This is a genomic window from Flavicella sp. IMCC45537, from assembly GCF_057197705.1.
This window is the reverse complement of sequence record NZ_CM170067.1, coordinates 2,433,253-2,455,049: the sequence shown is the minus strand read 5'-3', so window position 1 is coordinate 2,455,049 and position 21,797 is coordinate 2,433,253. Positions and strand designations below refer to the sequence as shown.

The window sequence follows — 21,797 nt, the reverse complement described above, 5'->3', positions numbered from 1 at the left end:
TTTAGAATGGTTTTAAGAAAACGATTTCGTGCCCATTATCTCAGTGATTAGTAGCTCTTTGGTTTTTGAATCTTTTGATGAATTTGGGGTGTTTTAATTGTTTTATTTACATTTTAAAAAACGAATAACTACGTATTTATACGTAGTTATTCGTTTGTTTGGTGGCTAATTATAAGGCCAAATCATTGGAATTAGAATGATGCTAACGATAAAAAAGATACCTAATAGGATGGCTCCACTTTTAAGATAATCTGTGAATTTATAGTTACCTGCATTCATAACCATTGTGTTTGTAGGGGTTCCAAAAGGTGTTAAAAATGCTGTGGAAGCACTTACCGCCAAGGCCATCATAAATGGATGCGGAGAATATCCTAATTCTAACGAAGCTACCAATACGATTGGCGCCATTAAAATTGCAGTTGCAGTGTTACTCATTACCTGACTTAGGAATGAGGTGATTAGAAATATTCCGGCTAAAAAGTAGGTAGGATGCATATCTCCTAAAAGGGTAATCATTGAGTCCGCAATGTATTTGGCACCACCTGTTTTTTGCAAGGCAACCCCCATCGGAATCATACCTGCCATGATAATAATTACATTCCAGTTAATTGCTCTGTAAGATTGGTTCATGTTGATACATCCTCCCGCAATCATTATAAACGCCGTTAGCATAACGGTAATTGAAGAAGAAAAAGGTCCCCAAATAAACATAGATACCATAAACACCATGGCTAGAATTGAAATAACTCCTTTTCTGGTGATTTTACCAACTTCTTTTGATAATTCCTCTGGGGATCCAATAATTAAGAAATCTCTACTTTCTTCTTGAATCGCTTTAATGTCTTCCCATTTGGCTCTTACCAAAATAGAATCTCCTTCTTGCAGGTCAAATTCTCTACCTCTAATACGTTTATTATGTCTGTTCAAAGCCATAACCTGAACATTGTATTTTTCTCCAAATCGCCCAGTGTTAATATGTCTTCCTTTATAGCTAGATTTTGGAGCGACAATCAATTCACAAATACCAACTTCATCAGAAAGTACATTTTGTTTTACAAACTCGCCATCAACTTCTTCAAGCTTTGTAGCAGCAACATTGTGTTTGTCAATAAATCTATTGATACGCATTTCGCTACAATTCACTAAAAGTTCATCTCCTGCTTTGAAGGCTCTATCAAGATCTGGAAATTCGTCTGGTTCAGATTTTTTAAAACCTACTTTTTTAAGGAAAGAGGTTGTAGAGTCTTCTTGCGGAATAATTTTTATAATATTTACTCCCATTGTAGAGCCAAGTTTCATCTGTTTGATTGTTTGTCCAATTGCAGAAGAATTGGGTCTAATTCTAACTTTCCAAAACCCTTCGAACAATTGATAAGAATCTTCGATATTCTGAATAGATTCGTCAATATCTTCCATTCTTCTAGATTCGTTGTTTGGAAGTAATTTTGTTCCAAAATATCTCATGTAAACAACAGTTAGAATAAGTAACGGAACTCCAATTAATGAAAACTCAAAGAATCCGAATTCTGGAATACCTGCATCAATCATGGCTTGGTTGGTAACAATATTGGTTGGTGTTCCTGTTAAGGTTAACAAACCACCTGTTGCCGCGGCAAATGATAATGGAATCAACATTTTAGAAGCTGGAGTTTTTAAACGCCAAGCTGCAGCAATAATTACGGGCATCAAGGAAGCTACAGTTCCAGTATTACTCATAAAAGCTGAGAGAATTGCAGAGCCAATAATAATTAAAACTAAAAGCTTGTTTGAATTGTTTTTTGAAAGTTGAATGATTTTGTTTCCTAGCCAAGACGTAAGTCCCGCTCTACTCATCGCTTCTCCAACAATAAATAGTCCTGCAATCAGGATGATACTAGAGTTGCTAAAGCCTGAAAAAGTTTCGTTTACTGTTAAAACCCCTGTCATGCTTAGTGCCATCATACTGGTGAGGGCAACGATATCAGGTCTTATCTTTCCTGAAACGAAAAGAACGATTGTGATTGCTAAAATGATAAATGTAATTTCCATAATTCTGATGTTTATTCTACAAATTTATACCTAACAAAAATGGACAATTATGATATATGTCACTTCTGTTATTGCGGCGTTTTAATGATGTTATTGAAGGCTTGTAACCTCTTGTTTTCTAGCTACGAATACGATATCGTAGATAATTTCAAATATTTATATCTTTTTTTGGTTTGAGTTTATCAAGCATTTAGGATTGTTCCATTCGCCTTTATATTCTTCTAAATTTATTTGTTCTCCGTAACAATTTTGATAGTTGCCTGAGGAGTCTTTTTTTATGATTTTTAATTTACCTTCGTTTATATGCTGGATAACGATCTCAATAAGTTCCTTTTTTGGGGCTTTTTTGTTTTCTTTGAAAATTGAGATGCCAACTTGGTTATTGTATAAGTCCATTTCCGAAGAGGCTTCATCAGGAATAGTGCCGTCTTCTAGTTTGTTTTTTTTATAATATTTGTAGTTTCCTTTTTCGTGTGCTTTGCCTAAGCTTTTTGCAGATCTTTTTCCGATCTTTTGTGATAAGGTTGCCATCCAATAAGCATGTCTAAAAGCATCTACTTGACCTCCGTTTTTATCTCCATCTAATAGATTTGTAGTTGCAATAGAGTCTGCTGTTTTTTGTGCCGCAATTGAAGCTTTATAGGCTTTTTTCGCTTTGAAAGGATGAAAAATCACCCAGCACTTTTCTGCAGATGAGAGTTTTTTAAACCCAGATGCTTTGGACTGTCCAAAACTTATGTTTAAGCAAATTAGAATACATAGAGAAGAGAGGTGTTTTTTCAAGGCAATGCTAAATTAAATCTAACAATACAAATTTATGGAATTGTAGGTATAGTTTGGGTTAAGGTTTTATATTTTTACGAGACAAAATTTTTATTATGAAATACGATCCAATCAGCAGTAGTTTATTTGTTAAAAATAGAAATAAGTTTGTTTCTCATTTGAAGCCAAATTCAATTGCGTTTTTCAATTCAAACGATATCTATCCGGTGAGCGCCGATAGTACGTTGCCTTTTGCTCAGCATAGAGATATATTTTATTTGACAGGTGTTGATCAAGAAGAAAGTGTCTTGTTTTTGTGTCCGGGTGCTAAGAAAAAAGAATATCGTGAGATTTTGTTTGTGAGAGAGACAAATGAACATATTGCGATTTGGGAAGGTGCAAAATTGACCAAGTCAGAAGCTACCAAAACTTCTGGTGTGGAGACTGTACTTTGGTTGGATGATATGGATTCGGTTTTGTCTCAATTGATGCAGGAGGTTGAGAATGTCTATGTTAATATCAATGGTCATTATAGAGCAAAGGTAGAGACAGAAACAAGAGAAGATCGATTTATAAAAAAGGTTAAAAAAGATTTTGGTGGTAAAAATTACGAAGAAAGTAATCCCATTTTACAACGAATAAGATCTGTGAAAGAGGTAGAAGAACTAGAATTGATTCAAAAGGCTTGTGATATTACTGAAAAAGGATTCAGAAGGCTGCTATCTTTTGTGAAACCAGGTGTTTGGGAATACGAGATTGAAGCGGAATTGATTCATGAGTTTATAAAAAATAAATCTAAAGGTTTTGCTTATACACCAATTGTGGCTTCAGGGAACAATGCCAATGTGTTGCATTATATTGAAAACAATCAACAGTGTAAGTCTGGTGAATTGATATTGATGGATGTGGCTGCGGAATACGCAAATTATTCTTCGGATCTCACAAGAACGATTCCGGTTTCAGGTAGGTATACTGAACGTCAGAAAGAAGTGTACAATGCAGTCAATAAAATTAAAAAAGCCGCTACAAAAATGTTGGTTCCAGGCACTATCTGGAAAGACTATCAAGAAGAAGTTGGTAAAATGATGACATCTGAATTGATTGATTTAAAGTTGATTGATAAAAAAGACGTGAAAAATCAAGATCCTGAATGGCCTGCTTATAAAAAATATTTTATGCATGGAACTTCTCATCATATGGGGTTGGATACTCATGATTATGGAGTTTTGACAGATCCAATGCAAGAAAATATGGTGTTTACGGTAGAGCCAGGTATTTATATCCCAGAAGAGGGGTTTGGAATTAGGTTAGAAGATGATGTGGTGATTCAAAAAGCAGGAGCTCCATTAAATTTGATGGCTAATATTCCTATCGAAGTAGAAGAAATTGAAGAATTAATGAATTCGTGAAAATGAAAGTTTCTTTATGATTTTCTAAAAGTGTACTTTTGCGATCTTATACAATAGAGGAGTAATTTTAGATATTAGAATATGAAAAAAATAACAGTAATCGGTGGTGGAAATATGGGATTCACATATGCGGAATCTATATACAATTCTCAATTGGAAGCGTCTATTCAAGTTTTGGAAAAGTCTCAAGAGAGAATTGAGGAAATAAATGCTTTGCAAACTATTTCTGCTGGAGATGATTTTGAAGTATTGAAAGATGCGGATGTTATTTTTTTGGCTGTGAAGCCTCAGATAGCTCCATTAGTGTTTGAAGAGATAAAGCATTTGATGAATGAGAATCAATTGGTTGTGTCAATTATGGCAGGAACAACAATTGAAACAATTCAAAAAGGATTAGGTTTGGATAAAGTAGTAAGAGCGATGCCTAATTTACCTGCTCAAGTAAAACTTGGAATGACTACTTATGTTGGTTCAGATCAGGTTTCTAAAGAAGAGCTTGATTTGGTTGCTGCGATTTTAAAGACAACTGGTGAAGCGGTTTTAGTGGCAAGTGAAGATGATATTGATAAATCGACAGGGGTTTCTGGAAGCGGACCTGGTTTTGTGTTTTACATGATGAGTGCCATGGTTACGGCAGCAGAAAATCTTGGTTTTACTGCAGAGCAATCTAAAGTACTGGTGTCTCAGACTTTTGGAGGTGCTGTAAAGTTATATGAAGAGAATGACATCTCGTTAACAGAATGGATGGATAGAGTTTCCTCAAAAGGAGGTACTACTATTGCCGGATTAAACCATTTAGCGGATGCTAGTGTGGGTCCAGAGATTCAAAAATGTGTTGAAACTGCTGTTGCCAGAGCTTTTGAATTAGGAGGTAAAAAACTGTAAATATTTTATAGATGTTCGTTTCTTATAAAAATACAGAAATCCATTTTACAGAATCGGGTAAAGGGACTGCTGTTGTTTTATTGCATGGTTTTTTAGAGAATACAACAATGTGGAATACTACTATTGCATTTTTATCTCAGAGATATCGAGTTATTGCCATAGATTTGTTAGGGCATGGTTTGTCGGAAAACTTAGGCTATGTGCATACAATGGAGCAAATGGCGGAGGCTGTTCAAGAAGTTTTATATCATTTAAAAATTCGAAAATCATTTTTGATAGGTCATTCCATGGGAGGGTATGTTGCATTGGCGTTTGCTGAGTTTTTTCCGGATAATGTAAAAGGACTTTGTTTGTTGAATTCAACAAGTCGTGCTGATTCAGTTGAAAAGCAAATAGGTAGAGATAGAGCGATTCAAATTGTAAAAGAAAATCACACATCATTTATTAGAAACTCTATTCCAATGTTATTTAGATCAAAGAATAGAAAGTTGTTTCGATCAGCAATAAATGAAGTGAAAAAGGAAGCTTTAAAAACTTCGAAACAAGGAATCATAGCCGCTTTAGAAGGGATGAAAATTAGAAATGACAGAGAGGTGTTATTGCATTTCGGTCCCTATCCAAAAATGATGATAATTGGTGAAAAAGATCCTGTATTAAAATTGGAAGATTTATTAGATCAGGTAACAGGAACAGAAACCGTTGTGCATAGGTTTTCAGAAGGACATATGTCTCATATTGAAAACAAAACTGAAATGCTTAATGCAATTTTAGAATTTTTGAAAAAGAATTAATGCTTATTTTATGTAAAGCCAAGCGTCTTTTGCAATACTCTTTTTGATGATTTCTAAATGTTCAGCAGCTTCTTTTCTAGTGGTATAGCTTTCAAAGCTTACTTGAGTTAAGCCCCATTTATTAACTCCCACGATTTGAGCATTGAAGCCTTTTTCCTTTAGTTGGTTTACTTTTTTTAAGGCGTTCGCTTTTTCTGAAAAAGCACCTGCAATTAAATGAAACTTTTTAGGGAGTTCTTTTTTAACAACATCAAGATTGATCTCTGGCAAAGGGTTGCTAATTACAAAAGTTGCTTCTTGTATTTTTCTAGAAACGGTTTCTTGGTATTCTTTAGCTAGAGTTGATGCTTTTTTCTGGTATACTGAGTTCCAGCTAAGAGCTCCAATAGTTAAAAATGCTGCAACAGTAGCTGCATACTTCAAATAACCTGGCGATTTTCGTTTCTCAGAGGTTTCCAGTTGTGTTACCTTTTGTTTGTATTCTACGCGTTTTATTGCGTTTGATTGGAAGCTCCCAAGTCCGAAGGAACTTGCTAGGTAATTTGTTGTTTCAGTTGGAGCAAAAATGATTTTATTTTCATTGTTTAAACGTAACGTTCCAATAGTTTTTAGGTCTATAGGATTGTTTTGTAGTAGTTTATTCCAATGAGCAACTGCTAGTTCAATTTTAGTAACCGCCTCTTCAAACGAAATGTTTTCTGATGCAGCAATGTAGTTAGCAAGTAGTCCATCATTGTTTACCAATTGACTATTGAAACTAAGTTTCTTAGTCGGAGGGGTAAATGTATGAGTGAATTGATTGATAGTAGATGAAATTGAATTTGAAACAAATCCTCCAAAACCAGGTACGATTACGCATTCGTAACGGTATAATAAATCACTGATGTATTTTGATAACTGCATAAAACAAATATATATAAAATCTTATTTGAGAATGATGATGTTATTAAAAAATTATGAACATTTATTTTGTAACTTATATATCAAATTGTTACAAGATGAAAGAGGACGAATTATTATATGCCCTAGCCCTACAAAGGGTTAAAGGGGTAGGAGATATTATCGCAAAAAAGCTTATTGAGACCTGTGGAAGTCCAAAAAGTGTGTTTAAGGAGGGGGCTAATTCGTTGCAAAAAATAAATGGAGTTGGAACTGTTTTGTTGAAAAATATTTTCAACTCTAAGTGTTTGAATGAAGCGGAGAGAGAATTGGATTTTATTCAAAAACAAAAATTGAAAACGTGTTATTTTTTAGAAGAATCCTATCCGAAACATTTAAAAAATTGCATTGATGGTCCTTTTTTATTTTTTCAGGATGGAGATTTTGTTTTTGAGGATAAGAAAATATTGAGTATAGTCGGAACTCGTAATATGACCAATTATGGTAGAGATGTTTGCAATGAATTAATTGCAGGTGTTTCTTCCTATAATCCAATGATAATTAGTGGTTTTGCTTATGGTGTGGATATTTGTGCGCATCGTGCAGCGCTTGAAAATAATCTTCAAACCGTTGGCGTTTTTGCTCATGGTATGGATCAAGTGTATCCTAAAGTTCATAAAAAATATATGGCGAACATGTGTGAGCGTGGTGGTTTTATTTCTGAGTTTTGGAGTGAGGAACAGCCATTGAAAGAAAATTTTTTAAAAAGAAATAGAATTGTGGCTGGTATCTCAGAAGCTACCATAGTTGTTGAATCTGCTGCTAGGGGTGGTTCTCTGGCTACGGCAACTATTGCAAATTCTTATGGTAGAGATGTATTTGCGGTACCAGGGAGAAGTACCGATGTTTATAGTGCTGGATGTAATCAATTGGTGAAATCTAATAAAGCTGCTTTGATTACTTCTGCTTCTGATTTGGTAGAAATGTTAGGGTGGAAAAAAGTAGTATCAAAGAAGGTGATTCAACCAACCTTGTTCCTTGACTTAAAAGAGGATGAGCAAAAGGTATTTGATTATTTAAGTCAGAGGAAAAAGGAACTACTTGATATTATTGCTTTAGAATGTGATATTTTAATTCATAAAACGGCTTCAATTTTGTTTCAGCTTGAGATGAAAGGCCTAATAAGACCACTCCCAGGGAAGCTTTTTGAAGTGATATAGTTGTCTTATTTTAATTCAATCAATTCTATGTTTCCAAAGTCTTTTCCTCGTTGTTGCTCAAATATTTGTATCAATTCTTTTAGTTTTTTTGGATGTGTTTCTGCAAGGTTAGTTTGTTGTCCTTTGTCTAGTGAAAGATCATAAAGTTGATATACGTTTGAGTTTCCAACTTCGATATTTACAGATTCAATAATTGCTTCTCCTTCATATGGAGGAATCATCACCCAGTTTTTATGTCTTAAGGCAGTGCGTGTAGTAGCTTCAATTATAAGGTCGGTTCTTCCTTTATCAGAGGTTCCTAAAAAGGTGTTGATCATTGCTTCACTGTCCTTGGTTTTGATATCGCTGCCAACTAGTTGTGCTAATGAACTTAATAAGTCCATTTGACAGACGAGAGCATCGGAAGTTTTGGGTTTGATTTTGTTTTTCCAATAGGTAATAAAAGGAACATGTGTGCCAGCTTCGAATAAACTATATTTTCCGCCTCTAAATGGTCCCCATGGAGTATGTTTTCCTAGTTTTTCAACTGCTTCATCGTAATAACCATCATTAAGAACAGGTCCATTATCACTAGAAAAGATAATCAATGTATTATCAAGAATTCCTTCTGTTTTTAATGTGTTGATGAATTGTCCAATACACCAATCAGCTTCTAAAATTACATCTCCTCGAGGTCCTAAACCAGAAGCTCCTTTGAATCTTGGATGGGGTGTTCTAGGTACATGTGGTTGTTGCATGGCATAATAAAGAAAAAATGGATTTTCTTTATGGGATTTTACAAATTGTTGTGCTTTTTGCAAAAAATGATCTGCCATTTCTGTGTCCTTCCATTTTGCGGCCTCTCCACCTTTCATGAATCCAATTCTGGGTATTCCGTTGACAATTGTGTTTTTGTGTCCGGTGTGCCATTTCATAGTTAAAAGTTCTGGATTTTCGGCTCCTGTAGGTTGCCCTTGGTAGTTCTGTTGATAGTTAACTTCAATAGGGTCTGTGGGGTCAAGGTTTACAACATTTCCGTTTTTTATATACACAGTAGGGACTCTATCTTGAGTGGCGGCCATGATATATGAATAGTCAAATCCAACTTCATTTGGACTCGGGGTAATTTTTTTGTTCCAATCAACAGAGCCGTTTCCTAATCCAAGATGCCATTTTCCTACAATTCCCGTAAAATATCCTTTAGTTTGAAGCATTTTAGGAATTGTGTTTTGCTCTGTTTTTATTAACAATGGTGCTGTTCCGGGTAGGATTTTTGCCTCTTTGTTTTTCCAAGGATATTCGCCTGTCAATAGTGCATATCTACTAGGTGTGCATGTTGCAGAACTAGCATAGCCATTTGTAAAACGTATTCCTCCATGGGCTAAAAAATCAATATTAGGGGTAGAAAGATGTTTTGCGCCATTTGCACTTATGTCTCCATAGCCAAGGTCATCTGTATAAATGATAACGATGTTAGGAAGTTTGTTTTCTGAGGTTTTTGTGATTTCAGATTTCTTACAGGAAGTAAGAGTTATCAGTGTGAGTACTAAGGTGTATAGATATTGTTTCATTTTGTTTTTTAAGTGTGAAAACGTTGTGAAACAAAATTACAATATGTCAAATCTTACTAGAAGGGGGATTTTGATCTAAGGAGGGGGGTAATTCGAGTTTAAAATGAAAAGTACTTAACTGAAAAGATTTTTAAGGAAGTCGTTTTCAAACATTTTTTGAGGATCGATATTTTTTTTATGAGTGTCGAATGTATTCCATTGAGGGTACAGGTTTGCTAATTCCTGGGAATTGTAAAAGTGTTTTTTTGCCCAATGTGGTCTACCTTTATATTTTTTAAATATCTCATGTACTTTATAAAAGTAAGTATCGTGTTCAATTTCTTTTCCAAAAGGTTTGTATGAAATGATACCGATATAACAGGTTTCCCTTGCGTATGACATACTTAAGATAGCATCGTTTTTTGGAGCAAACCTAAGTTCTATTGGCATGTGGACTTTGAAGTTTTCTTTTGATATAAGTTCTCTAACTTCTGAGATTACTTCTTTTGTGTGTTCTAAAGGGATTCCATACTCCATAACGGATTGTTTTACGTTGATGTCCAATGTGAACATCTTGTGAAAATCTCCAACTTCATAATTCCTTTTAGCAAACAATAAATGATGCATGAAATTATTTAGTTTTGGAACTAGTTTTGGCTGAAATGAGCTCAGCCAAAGTCCTATTTCATGAATGATGTTTCCTTTAAGGATTCCATTAATCCAGTTAGAAAATTTATCTTGTTTTGTAGGTGGCTTTTGAGTTTTGTTGGCTTTCCATAATTGAACCTTATCTGTATGGGGTACCCACCAAAATCTTACATAATCATTTGAATGAATAAGTTGAAAGCTGTGGAGCATTTCATCAAAGGAGATGCTTTTGGCGTTTACTTCTAAGTTATAAAAGGGTACGCATTGTATACAAACCTTTGAAATAACTCCGAGTGCGCCCAAATTTATGATTGTTTCGTTAAATAGTGTTTGGTTTTCGGTTTTCTTGATTTTAATTATTTCTCCTTTGGAGTTTATAAGTTCTAAACTAATGATTTGCTGATCTAACGATCCGTATTTGATTCCGGTTCCGTGTGTTCCTGTGCTTATGGCTCCAGCGATAGATTGCGGATCTATGGTTCCCATGTTTGCGAGAGCAGCATTGTTGTTCTTTAAGAATACACAGATGTCTTTAAGTGAAATACCTCCTTGAACCGTCAGAGAAAGCGTGTTTGGGTCAAAAGAAATTACGGAGTTGTATTTTTCTAATGATAATAGTATTCCAGAATGTGTTTCAGCAATTTTAGAGCAAGAATGCCCTGAGCCAACAAGTTTTATTTTTGATTTTTGGTCATACGCATCCTTTACGATTCCAATAATTTCTTGTTCAGAAGTTGGAAATAAAATTTGTTCTGGAAAAGAACTAAATGAATTAGACCAGTTTGTCCATTTTAATGTATGCATCAAAAGTGATTCAGTGTTGGTGCAAAAATACATTATTATTAAATGAAAAAACCACTTAGAGAAACTAAGTGGTTTTTATAGATGCTAAATCAAGAAGAATTTATTTCAATTCGATCTCTTTTATTTTTCCAGTTTGTTTTCCTCTAATAGCGGTATATCCAGCTATCATTTCTTCTAGCTTTGCTTTGTTTGTGTTTGCTAGATTGTTTTGTTGACTTGGATCTTCTTTTAGGTTGTATAATTGATATTCTGAAGAATTTCCTAATTCAATATTCACTTGAGTTAATACGGCTTTTCCTTTGTATGGAGGGATCATTGCCCAATCTCCATTGCGATAGGCTGTTTTAGCACTAGCTTCTAATACCAAGTCTTTTCTTCCTTGTGCAGATTTTCCTAACAATGCATCGATTACGTTTTCGCTATCCCCTGTTCTTACATCTGAACCGATTAAGGCAGCTACAGAAGATAACAAGTCCATTTGGCAAACTAAGGCATCAGATACACCTGGCTTGATCGTTCCTTTCCATGACGTAATAAATGGAACATGAGTTCCTGCTTCGTATAAACTATATTTCCCACCTCTTAATACTCCAGCAGGTGTGTGTTTTCCAAGTTTTTCAACAGCATCATCATAATAACCGTCATTTAAAACAGGTCCGTTGTCACTAGAAAAAACAATCAATGTATTTTCTAAGATTCCTTCTTCTTCTAATATTTTGATAAATTCACCGATGATCCAATCAGCTTCAACAATAACATCACCTCTAGGTCCTAATCCAGATTTACCTACAAAACGTGGGTGAGGAGTTCTTGGCACGTGTGGCTGTTGCATACCATAGTATAAGAAGAATGGTCCGTCTTTATGTTTTTTTACATACTCTTGAGCTCCTTTTAAAAAGTGATCTGCCATATCAACATCACTCCATTTTGCAGCTTCACCACCTTTCATGTAACCAATTCTTGGAATCCCATTTACAATTGTATTATTGTGTCCATGGTGCCATTTCATAGTTGTTAACTCTGGGTTGTCTTTACCGCTTGTTTGACCAGGGAAATTGTTTTTGTAGTCAATTTCAATTGGATCGTTAGGGTCTAACCCAACAACATCACCATTTTCAATATACACTGTAGGCACACGATCTTGTGTTGCTGCCATGATATAAGAATAATCAAATCCTACTTGATTTGGACCAGGAGAAACAGTTTTGTTCCAATCTACATTTCCTGAACCTAATCCAAGGTGCCATTTCCCTACGATTCCTGTTTGGTATCCTTGAGATTTTAGCATTTTTGGTAAAGTCATTTGTTCTGTGCCAATGATAAGAGGTGCAGTACCAGGAAGTATTTTTGCGTTTTTGTTTTTCCATGGATATACTCCTGTTAGTAAAGCGTATCTACTAGGTGTACACGTTGCAGAACTAGCATATCCGTTTGTAAAACGCATACCTCCAGCAGCAAGTTTGTCAATATTAGGTGTTTTTATTTCAGTAGCTCCGTTGGCTCCAATATCTCCATACCCTAGATCATCTGTATAAATAACGATAACATTTGGTTTGGTAGCAGATTTCTTTTCTGCTTTTTCGTTCGACTTACACCCTGTAAGGATGCTCAATGCAACAATTGCGATGAAATGTAATTTGTTCATTTTTCTGTGTTTAAGTTATTTTTTATAATTGTAAAAAATACATTTATAAAAGAGAATGTAAAGCTACTAAATATTATGTAACTTTTTAAATCAAAAATTACCATGATATTTAATATTGCTACAATTTAGGGTAAAATTTGTTCATTTGAATGGAGGCAGGGGGAGTCCTCCGAAAGGAATTATTTTTTATTAGCTAAAAAACTTTCGATAAAGACAGTAGAAAGTATCAATGCTCCTCCAATTATTGTTAAAAAGTTAGGTATTTCTTTTAGAAAAAGAACCCCTAATAGAATTCCAAAAACGGGTTGGGAACTAGCTATGATACTTGCAGTTGCTACATCAAAATTTTTAAGACTTTTTACAAATACAGTATGCCCAATTGCGGTTGCTAAAACGCCGAGACAAATAATATATGGCATGTACTCTTGGGTTTGATTGGTTGGGATGAACATCAAAAATGGAGTAAAGGCAATAGCAACAAATAAAAATTGATAGAACATTAATACAGAGCTGTCGTATTTAGATGAACTGGATTTCATCATTAGATTTCTCATCGCAAAAAATAACCCCGACAAAACTCCTGCAATGATACCTTTGGTGCTGTTGTTTTCAAAATTAATTTCTGGAGCCATAATATAGAGTCCTAATAAAACAATAATGGCAAGTATTAAGTGTCTTTGGTTGAATTTTGTTTTGAAATAAATGGGTTCAATAAAAGCTGTAATTACAGGGAAGGTAAATAGAGATAACATTCCTATTGCTACGGATGAAACTTGCAAGGCATAAAAATAGGTTACCCAATGTAAGGCAAATAGAGCAGAGGAAGCAAAGAGCCTTTGTCTGTCTTTTTTGTTAGCAACCTTAAAGGAGGTTTTTTTTAATAGCATTACTACTCCCAGCACTATAAAAGCAATAAGTCCTCTCCAAAAAGATATCAAAGCGGGATCCAATGGTATGAACCTAACTAATACTGCTGCACTACTTATTAGTATTACAGAAAAGTTAAGTTCTGCAATGTTTTTTAAAGTGTTGTTTTTCATTTTGTAATTGTCTTAAATATCTTCTAACGTTTGTAATGCTTTTTTAACAGAATCAATTCTAATAAAAGTTACTAGCAGTCTTAGTCCGTTTTTAGTCTCTTTTTCTTTCATAACACACATTTTAGAATTCTTTTGAACGTATTTTAAAATGGAGTTGAATTCATCGGTGTTGTAAAATTCACTTTGTTGGTCTGAAAGGAAGTAACCAATCATTCTTTTTTTCTTAAGAATAAGTTTTTCAATCCCAAGTTTTTTGGCGAGCCATTTGATGCGAACACTATCCAGTAGATCATCTACCTGACTAGGTAATTCTCCAAAACGATCTACAAGTTTCTTCTCAAATTCTTTGAGTTGAGATTCTGTTTCTAATTCTCCTAAATCTTTGTATAACAATAGTCTTTCAGAAACAATATTGATATAATCATCAGGGAATAAAATTTCAAAATCGGTATCTATTTGTATGTCTTTTACGTATTCTTTAGGAATAGATTTGTCGGTTGGGTAGAGTTCTTTAAATTCGTTTTCTTTAAGTTCACTAATAGCTTCTTTTAGAATTTTTTGATAGGTGTCAAACCCAATATCATTGATAAATCCACTTTGCTCCCCACCTAATAAATCTCCGGCTCCACGGATTTCAAGATCTTTCATGGCAATATTGATACCGCTTCCTAGATCAGAAAATAATTCTAGGGCTTCGATTCTTTTACGGGCCTCATCAGTCATCATATGATATGGAGGCGTAATGAAATAACAAAATGCTTTTTTGTTTGATCTTCCAACTCTTCCTCTCATTTGATGTAGGTCAGAAAGACCAAAATTATTGGCGTTGTTGATGAATATGGTATTGGCATTCGGTACATCTAAACCGCTTTCAATTATTGTGGTAGCAACAAGAACATCAAAATCTCCGCGCATAAATGCAAGCATTAGTTCTTCAAGTTTTTTTCCATCCATTTGTCCATGACCGATGCCTATTTTTGCATCCGGTACAAGTCGTTGGATCATGCCAGCTACCTCTTTTATGTTGTCTACACGATTGTGTACAAAATAAGCTTGTCCACCTCTAGAGATTTCATAGGTTAAGGCATCTCTCAATTCATCTTCATTAAATCGAATAACGTTTGTTTCAATTGGATGTCTGTTGGGTGGTGGGGTTGTAATTACAGATAAATCTCTAGCGGCCATCAAAGAAAACTGTAAAGTTCTAGGGATTGGTGTTGCTGTTAAAGTAAGTGTGTCAACATTTTCTTTGATTGTTTTTAGTTTGTCTTTTACACCTACACCAAATTTTTGTTCCTCGTCAATAATAAGTAGTCCAAGGTCTTTGAATTCTACTTTTTTACTTACCAATTGATGGGTACCTACGATAATGTCGATTTTTCCATCTTTTAGATCTTTGATGACTTCATTTCGTTGTTTGGTTGTTCTAAATCGGTTTAAATAATCTACCGTTATTGGGAAATCTTTTAATCGTTCAGAAAATGTTTTAAAGTGTTGAAATGCTAAAATGGTAGTAGGAACTAAAATAGCGACTTGTTTTCCGTTGTCGGCAGCCTTAAAAGCAGCACGAATGGCCACCTCTGTTTTACCAAAACCAACATCACCACAAACCAATCTGTCCATCGGCTGTTCCCCTTCCATGTCTTTTTTTACATCTTGAGTTGCCTTGAATTGGTCGGGGGTGTCTTCATACATAAAACTAGCTTCGAGCTCATGCTGTAGGTAGCTATCTTGATTGTATTGGAACCCTTTTTCTAGTTTTCTTTTCGCGTATAAGTTGATCAAGTTAAAGGCTATTTCTTTGACTCTAGCTTTGGTTTTTTGTTTGATTTTTTTCCAAGCTCCTGATCCTAATTTGTAAACTTTTGGAGGTGTTCCATCTTTCCCGTTGAATTTAGAAATCTTATGTAGCGAGTGAATGCTGATATATAAGATATCTCTATCTCCATAAATTAATTTGATGGCTTCTTGTTTGTTGCCTTCAACATCTATTTTTTGCAAACCGCCAAATTTACCAACTCCATGATCCATATGAGTAACATAATCCCCAACCTCGAGATTGGTCAGTTCTTTTAATGTTATCGTTTGTTTTTTGGAGCTGTTGTTTTTTAAATTGAATTTATGATAGCGTTCAAAGATCTGATGATCACTATAACAGGCTATTTTATTTTCGTAGTCAATAAATCCTTCATGAAGTGGGAAAACAATGGCTTTGTATTTTATTTCTTCTTGAGTATCTCCTTCGGTAAAAGAAGAAAGGATATCATGGAATCGTTGTGTTTGTTTTTCATTCATACAACACAAATAATTGGTGATGCCATTATTTGTATTTGCATTCAAATCCTCTACTAGTAAATTAAACTGTTTGTTAAATGAGGGTTGGGGTTTTGTATTGAAATTAAAAGCTCCTTTGGAAGTGCTTTCCTTTTGGTTGGTACTAATTGAAACTCTTGAGTAGTCTAAAAGGTCATTTTTTAAACTGTTACTATTGATAAAAAGCTCGTTTGGCGAAAATTGTTTTACAGTGTTGTTTAGGTTTTCAAATGCTTCTTCTGATTTTTTGAACAGACTATCGAGTTTGTCAAATAAAATATCCGTAGTTTTTGTAAAAACAACAGTGTTTTTTGAAATATATTTTAAAAAGCTTTCTCTATTTTCTTGAAGTTGCTTGTTCTCAACATTAGGCATAATATTTACCTTTTTTAGCGAACGCGTAGATAGTTGTGATTCAATATCAAAACTTCTTATGCTGTCAACTTCATCCCCAAAAAATTCGATTCTATAAGGCTCATCATTAGAAAAAGAGAATACGTCAATGATACCTCCTCTTACAGCAAATTCTCCTGGCTCTGAAACAAAATCTACTCTGTTGAATTCGTACTCAAACAATACTTCATTTACAAATTCTAAGGATATTTGATCCTCTACACCAATTTTTAAAGTGTTTTTTTCAAGTTCTTTTTTTGTGACTACTTTTTCAAATAATGCAGTTGGATAGGTGATGATTATCGCTGGCTGTTTTTGAGAATTAATTCTATTTAATACTTCAGCACGCAATAAAATGTTGGCATTATCCGTTTCTTCTATCTGATAAGGTCTTCTGTAAGAACCCGGGTAGAATAGTACATTTTTTTTACCTAATATTTCTTCTATGTCATTTAAGAAATAAGCGGCTTCTTCTTTGTTGTTAAGAATAACTAAAAAAGGTTTTTCAGTTTTTTTAAAAATTTCAGCAATATTGAATGCTAAAGAAGAACCGAGAAGATTTGAAATATGGAGATGATTTTTCTCGTTGGATAGTAATTCTGCTATCTTTTGCGTATTATTCGCTTGAGAAATTTTATCTGTTATTATTTGTTTGCTCAAAAGAAAAAAATTTTGTCAAAGATAAATTAATTATAAATAGATTTGTAACAAGAAATCAGAATATAACGAGGGTTTTGTTTTGGTAAAGTATAGGGAATAAGAATTTTAAAGAGGTTCTGTTTTCTATAAAAAATTAGAAAATATGTTTAGAAAAAATATTGTTTTAATAATGCTTCTTTTTTGGGGAGTTCAAACCTTTGCTCAAGATAGCACTGTAAAGTGGGCTGTTAGTTTTGGAGGTAGTTTTATTAATTTTTCTGATACTTCTGGGTTTGAAGGAGAAGGAGTTAATTTTCAAATTCCGAATATTAGTATTATGCGTTACCTTGATAAGGGATTTACGATTGGAGCAGGTATGACTATTACTGGGATTTCTAGTATTGATGGATTTTATACCAATCAATATGATGTAACTATCATGGACTTTTTTGCAAAATATGATTTTGGTTTGTCTGAAGAAAAGTGGGTTCCAAAATTAATAGGAGGAGTTGGGTTGTTGGTGAAAGATGGAAATGATAGGTCTATTTCGTTTAATGGTGGTGTTGGGTTAACCTATTGGGTGTTGCCTAAACTTGGGTTGAATGGTCAAATTGTACATAGATTTGTTTCCGAAACAACCAATGAAAATTTTGGATCGCATACTCAGGTTTCTGGAAGTTTGATATTGACCTTTGGAGAAAGTACTGGGAAAAGAAATAAAAGAAGAATAGGATATGGTTTTACAACTAATAATTAGAACCGCATAAAGAATAAAAAAGGGTGATTGAATTTTCAATCACCCTTTTTTTATATTCCAAACTTTAGTCCTACGAAAAATGTTCTAGGCCTTTGTGGACCATAGTTGTATGTTACATCTCTTTCTGGTCCTTGGTCAAAATCATTTTGATAGGAGTTAAAAATATTTTGTATTCCCCCGGAAACTTCTAGGTAGGTGTGCTTGTGGTTGTCTAGGTAGAATTCGTAAGAACTCTTCCAGTTCAATTCGAAAAAGGATTGTGTTTTTTCTAATTTGTCATTAGGGATGTATCCTGCTAAATGTTGCACATACATAGGACCCGTGTAGACTGCAGATATATTATTCTGAAATTCTTTGATAGGAGCATAGGTAATTATGAAGTTACCATAGGCTTTTGGAGTTTCGTTAAATTCTTTTGTTGCTTGGTCCGGTTCGTCTTCAGACCATTCTATCTTTTCATTGTAGAAGGATCTTTGCAGGGTTCCTCCTGCTTGTATCAGCCATTCTTCATTAGGAGCATATTTTAACTCTACATTTAATCCATAGACCTTTGCACCAGATGAATTCACTCTAATCCATTCAAAAATTCCTGAGTCTGGTGCTGTTTCAGTTCCCTGCTCCAAAGCAAAAGCATCGTTTAATTGTGTAAAGAAAAGTTCTGAAACTAAAGAAAAGTCACCATAGCCAATTTCTTGAGACCAGTCTAATGAAGTTAAGAAACTATGTGAAGTTTCGGATTTTAAGTCATCAGCGTTTCTCACTCTACTGATTTCTCCTCCTGCCAATCCAGCATGTACATCTTCTCCGTAAATTTGTGGAGCTCTAAATCCTTTAGCGTAACTAGTTCTCCATCTTAGGTTTTTACTAATGTTGTATAGAATGTTTGCCCTTGGATTAAAAACCACTTTTTCGTCGGCCAAATTATGCATGTCCGCTCTTAAACCACCAAGCAATCTCAGTCTGCTATTTACAATCCATTCTTGTTGTGCATAGATACCGTATAATCTAGTTACCTGAATGATTGGTTCATAATCAGGGTTTTCTTTTCTGTCGTCAATATCGTTGTATTTGTATTCAATTCCTCCGGTAAAGGTTCCCTTATTGTTCAAGAATTGCTTGAATAAATGTGAAAATTGAAAGCCAGTGACAAAGGTGTTGTCTTTAGATTTTCCATAGCCCTCTATGCTTTGAATGATATTTTCATCGGTAGCATCTTCACCAGTAAGTCCGCCGTAAAAATTATTATTTTTTGAGATTGATGTTGAGGCATATAAAGAATATTTATCTCTAAGATTTTTACTTTGATAATCATAGGTAAGTCCTCCTCCAACAACGGTAGAGTAAATTTCTTCGGTTACATCGCTTAAAAACGGAAGTTCATTTAGTTTATTACCTCCTCTTCTAAACTCATTTATAGCATTGAATTCTGCAGTGATTTTTTTTCTTTCTCCGGGTCTGTTGAATGCTTTGAATCCGAAAGAAGTATTTTCTAATTTCGGGATTTCAGTGTAGCCATCACCGTCTGCATCATAAGAATCTCGTTTCCTTTTCATACCAAACAATGCGATCCCAGAATTAAAGTCTTCGGTTACAATTGTTCCATTGAATAGAATGGAATTGTCGCTAGATTGACCATCAATCAAAGCAAGGTTTGTTCCAATGGAAAATTTGTTTTCAAGTGGGTCTTTGGTGATTATATTTATGGTTCCGGCAATTGCATTAGATCCATATAAGGCAGAACCACCGCCACGAACAACTTCAATTTGTTTGATGATGTTTGCTGGGATTTGATCAAGTCCGTATACACTATTTAAGGAACTAAAAATGGGTCTGCTATCAATCAAGATTTGCGAATATGCCCCTCCTAAACCATTCATTTTTACTTCAGAGGTACCACAGTTTTGACAGTTGTTTTCTATTCTTAAACCAGGTTGAAAGTTCAATCCTTCTGAAAGACTAACAGATTGAGTAGCTTCAAGTGTTTTAGCGTCTGTAACAGTTACGATTACGGGTGCCTTTTTTCTATTTAAATGTCCTCTAGTAGCTGTTACAACAACTTGATCTAAACCTAGGATATCTTCTTTAAGTTCTATGTTTAAGTTTTTTGTTTCTCCTTCCAGAAGGTTGATTTCGATTTCTTTTGATTTGAATCCTACAGCGGTAACTAGAATTGTTTTTGCTTCGCTAGATATTTTTAGACTATAGTTTCCGTCGAAATCTGAAGTGGTTCCCGTTTGTGTGTTTTTTACAATAATATTAGCAACCACTGGGGTGTTTTTTGAGCGAATCACCCCTTCAAGAATACTTGTCTGAGCTTGTATTCCTATGGAGAATAATAAGATTGAAAAGATAAATAAGTGTTTCATTTCTATTGAAATTGTATACGATGTTGTTTTAGGTCTTGTACCCAAACAGTTAGCTTTTTAGAATAAATTTTCGCAAATATAAAACATATTTTTAGATTAGTCTAAAAATATGTTTTCGTAAATATAAATTTTGTGTATATATTTGCGGACCATGAATTTAGAGCTATCTCAAACTGAAGAAAATTATTTAAAGGCAATATTTAGTTTGTCTTTTACTGTCTCAAAGGCAGTAAGTACAAATGCTATTGCAGACAAATTAGAAACAAAGGCATCTTCTGTTACGGATATGGTAAAAAAATTGGCCGAAAAAAAATTAGTCGATTATAAAAAATACCAAGGAGTTTCTTTAACCCAAGAAGGGAAAGCAATTGCAGTTCGTGTCATAAGAAAACATCGTTTATGGGAAGTCTTTTTGGTAAAACATTTGGATTTTAATTGGGATGAAGTACATGAAATAGCCGAACAATTGGAACATGTGAAATCTATTAAGTTAACGAAAGAGTTAGATCGTTTTTTAGAGTATCCAACGCATGACCCTCATGGAGATCCAATACCAGATGAAAACGGAAATATTGCCCACCATACAGATGTAATGCTTTCTTCATTAGAGAAAGGTGATTGCTGTGTTGTTTTGGGAGTAAAAGATTCTTCTAAATCATTTTTGAAATATCTAGATGGTTTGGAGATTAAATTAGGAAGTAGTATTAAAATTATAAATATTGAAGTGTTTGATAACTCTATGAAAATAGAATTAGGGGATAGGGTTGTGTCTATATCGCATCAGATTACTAAAAATTTATTTGTTAAAAAAGAAGTAGAATGTTAGATCAGATTGTAGATTATTTAGAGGGGATAGATCCTGTATTAGCGGCTTTGTATGCCACGTTGTTTACTTGGTTTTTGACTGGTTTGGGAGCGTCATTGGTGTTTTTCTTTAAAACAATGAACAGGGCGGTCTTAGATGGAATGTTAGGTTTTACAGGAGGTGTAATGGTAGCAGCCAGTTTTTGGAGTTTGCTAGCTCCTGCAATTGAGATGAGTTCTGGTGAAGGGTTTGTAAAAGTTATGCCTGCGGCCATTGGTTTTTTTCTTGGTGCTTTGTTTTTGTTTGGATTGGATAAGGTGTTACCACATATTCATATTAATTTTAAAGAAGCAGAAGGAATTAAAACACCTTGGCATAAAACAACATTGTTAGTTTTGGCTATTACCTTGCATAATATTCCTGAAGGACTTGCTGTGGGAGTCTTGTTTGGAGGTGTTGCTGCTGGTTTTGACGGTGCAACAATTGGAGGAGCAGTAGCTCTCGCTATTGGTATTGGACTTCAAAATTTTCCTGAAGGTTTTGCAGTGGCTATGCCTTTAAGAAGACAAGGTGTAAGTAGGTTTAAAAGTTTTTGGTTTGGTCAGTTATCAGCAATTGTAGAACCGATGGCGGGTGTTCTTGGAGCCTGGGCGGTATTGTCTTTTCAACCTATATTGCCATACGCTTTGGCTTTTGCTGCTGGAGCGATGATTTTTGTTGTAATTGAAGAGGTTGTGCCAGAAACACAACAAGATAAATATACGGATATTGCCACGATGGGATTTATTGCAGGCTTCATTATTATGATGAGTATGGATGTCGCTTTAGGATAATTTTAAGTATTCTTTTTTTGATATTTTGTATCTTAGGGAGGGTAACTTTAA

Annotated in this window: 16 protein-coding genes; 7 read left to right on the top strand and 9 right to left on the bottom strand. The window is 34.4% G+C overall.

The annotated features are described in order from the left end of the window. Positions 1–165 precede the first annotated feature (165 nt). Both AC2DGP_RS10070 and AC2DGP_RS10065 read right to left on the bottom strand, forming a co-directional pair. The gene (locus tag AC2DGP_RS10070; protein ID WP_484489932.1) at positions 166–2,028 is read right to left on the bottom strand and encodes an SLC13 family permease; all 1,863 of its coding nucleotides are present in this window, start codon (positions 2,026–2,028) and stop codon (positions 166–168) included. Between the two features lie 156 nt (positions 2,029–2,184). Further along, positions 2,185–2,811 (bottom strand): DUF6973 domain-containing protein, encoded by a 627-nt coding sequence (locus tag AC2DGP_RS10065; protein WP_484489931.1) that lies wholly within the window; start codon positions 2,809–2,811, stop codon positions 2,185–2,187. Between the two features lie 95 nt (positions 2,812–2,906). Between AC2DGP_RS10065 and AC2DGP_RS10060 the strand changes: the two genes are divergently transcribed. The 3 genes from AC2DGP_RS10060 to AC2DGP_RS10050 all read left to right on the top strand — a co-directional run bounded on the left by AC2DGP_RS10060 (position 2,907) and on the right by AC2DGP_RS10050 (position 5,875). Then, positions 2,907–4,199 (top strand): aminopeptidase P family protein, encoded by a 1,293-nt coding sequence (locus AC2DGP_RS10060; protein ID WP_484489930.1) that lies wholly within the window; start codon positions 2,907–2,909, stop codon positions 4,197–4,199. Between the two features lie 81 nt (positions 4,200–4,280). Then, positions 4,281–5,084 carry a pyrroline-5-carboxylate reductase gene (gene proC, locus AC2DGP_RS10055; RefSeq protein WP_484489929.1) on the top strand — a complete coding sequence of 268 codons (804 nt, stop codon included), beginning with the start codon at positions 4,281–4,283 and terminating at the stop codon, positions 5,082–5,084. 11 nt (positions 5,085–5,095) lie between these two features. Continuing rightward, on the top strand, positions 5,096–5,875 hold the full coding sequence (locus tag AC2DGP_RS10050; protein ID WP_484489928.1) for an alpha/beta fold hydrolase: 780 nt from the start codon (positions 5,096–5,098) through the stop codon (positions 5,873–5,875). 3 nt (positions 5,876–5,878) lie between these two features. Here AC2DGP_RS10050 and AC2DGP_RS10045 read toward each other — a convergent pair whose 3' ends face one another. Then, the gene (locus tag AC2DGP_RS10045) at positions 5,879–6,778 is read right to left on the bottom strand and encodes an HU domain-containing protein (RefSeq protein WP_484489927.1); all 900 of its coding nucleotides are present in this window, start codon (positions 6,776–6,778) and stop codon (positions 5,879–5,881) included. A gap of 95 nt (positions 6,779–6,873) precedes the next feature. Here AC2DGP_RS10045 and dprA point away from each other — a divergent pair, with 95 nt between their 5' ends. Further along, positions 6,874–7,974: a DNA-processing protein DprA gene (dprA, locus tag AC2DGP_RS10040; protein WP_484489926.1), complete on the top strand. Its 1,101-nt coding sequence runs from the start codon at positions 6,874–6,876 to the stop codon at positions 7,972–7,974. A 5-nt stretch (positions 7,975–7,979) separates the two neighbouring features. On the opposite strand, the gene AC2DGP_RS10035 is transcribed toward dprA, so the two are convergent. From AC2DGP_RS10035 to mfd, 5 genes are all read right to left on the bottom strand, one after another. Continuing rightward, entirely contained in the window at positions 7,980–9,524 is a 1,545-nt protein-coding gene (locus AC2DGP_RS10035; RefSeq protein ID WP_484489925.1) for a sulfatase family protein, read from the bottom strand. A gap of 114 nt (positions 9,525–9,638) precedes the next feature. Then, the gene (locus AC2DGP_RS10030; RefSeq protein ID WP_484489924.1) at positions 9,639–10,955 is read right to left on the bottom strand and encodes a D-arabinono-1,4-lactone oxidase; all 1,317 of its coding nucleotides are present in this window, start codon (positions 10,953–10,955) and stop codon (positions 9,639–9,641) included. A gap of 100 nt (positions 10,956–11,055) precedes the next feature. Then, positions 11,056–12,600 carry a sulfatase family protein gene (locus AC2DGP_RS10025; protein ID WP_484489923.1) on the bottom strand — a complete coding sequence of 515 codons (1,545 nt, stop codon included), beginning with the start codon at positions 12,598–12,600 and terminating at the stop codon, positions 11,056–11,058. A gap of 179 nt (positions 12,601–12,779) precedes the next feature. Continuing rightward, positions 12,780–13,640, bottom strand: a complete 861-nt coding sequence (locus tag AC2DGP_RS10020; protein WP_484489922.1) for a DMT family transporter — start codon at positions 13,638–13,640, stop codon at positions 12,780–12,782. A gap of 12 nt (positions 13,641–13,652) precedes the next feature. Beyond that, positions 13,653–17,006 carry a transcription-repair coupling factor gene (gene mfd, locus AC2DGP_RS10015; protein WP_484489921.1) on the bottom strand — a complete coding sequence of 1,118 codons (3,354 nt, stop codon included), beginning with the start codon at positions 17,004–17,006 and terminating at the stop codon, positions 13,653–13,655. Positions 17,007–17,148: 142 nt separating this feature from the next. Here mfd and AC2DGP_RS10010 point away from each other — a divergent pair, with 142 nt between their 5' ends. Beyond that, a complete protein-coding gene (locus tag AC2DGP_RS10010; protein ID WP_484489920.1) occupies positions 17,149–17,742 on the top strand; it encodes a hypothetical protein in 594 nt (197 codons plus the stop codon). Between the two features lie 50 nt (positions 17,743–17,792). On the opposite strand, the gene AC2DGP_RS10005 is transcribed toward AC2DGP_RS10010, so the two are convergent. Beyond that, the gene (locus tag AC2DGP_RS10005; protein WP_484489919.1) at positions 17,793–20,108 is read right to left on the bottom strand and encodes a TonB-dependent receptor; all 2,316 of its coding nucleotides are present in this window, start codon (positions 20,106–20,108) and stop codon (positions 17,793–17,795) included. Positions 20,109–20,259: 151 nt separating this feature from the next. Here AC2DGP_RS10005 and AC2DGP_RS10000 point away from each other — a divergent pair, with 151 nt between their 5' ends. Together AC2DGP_RS10000 and AC2DGP_RS09995 are read left to right on the top strand one after the other, a co-directional pair. Continuing rightward, positions 20,260–20,934, top strand: a complete 675-nt coding sequence (locus AC2DGP_RS10000) for a metal-dependent transcriptional regulator (protein WP_484489918.1) — start codon at positions 20,260–20,262, stop codon at positions 20,932–20,934. Then, positions 20,928–21,746 carry a ZIP family metal transporter gene (locus AC2DGP_RS09995; protein WP_484489917.1) on the top strand — a complete coding sequence of 273 codons (819 nt, stop codon included), beginning with the start codon at positions 20,928–20,930 and terminating at the stop codon, positions 21,744–21,746. Before AC2DGP_RS10000 ends, AC2DGP_RS09995 begins: the two co-directional genes overlap by 7 nt. Positions 21,747–21,797 lie beyond the last annotated feature (51 nt).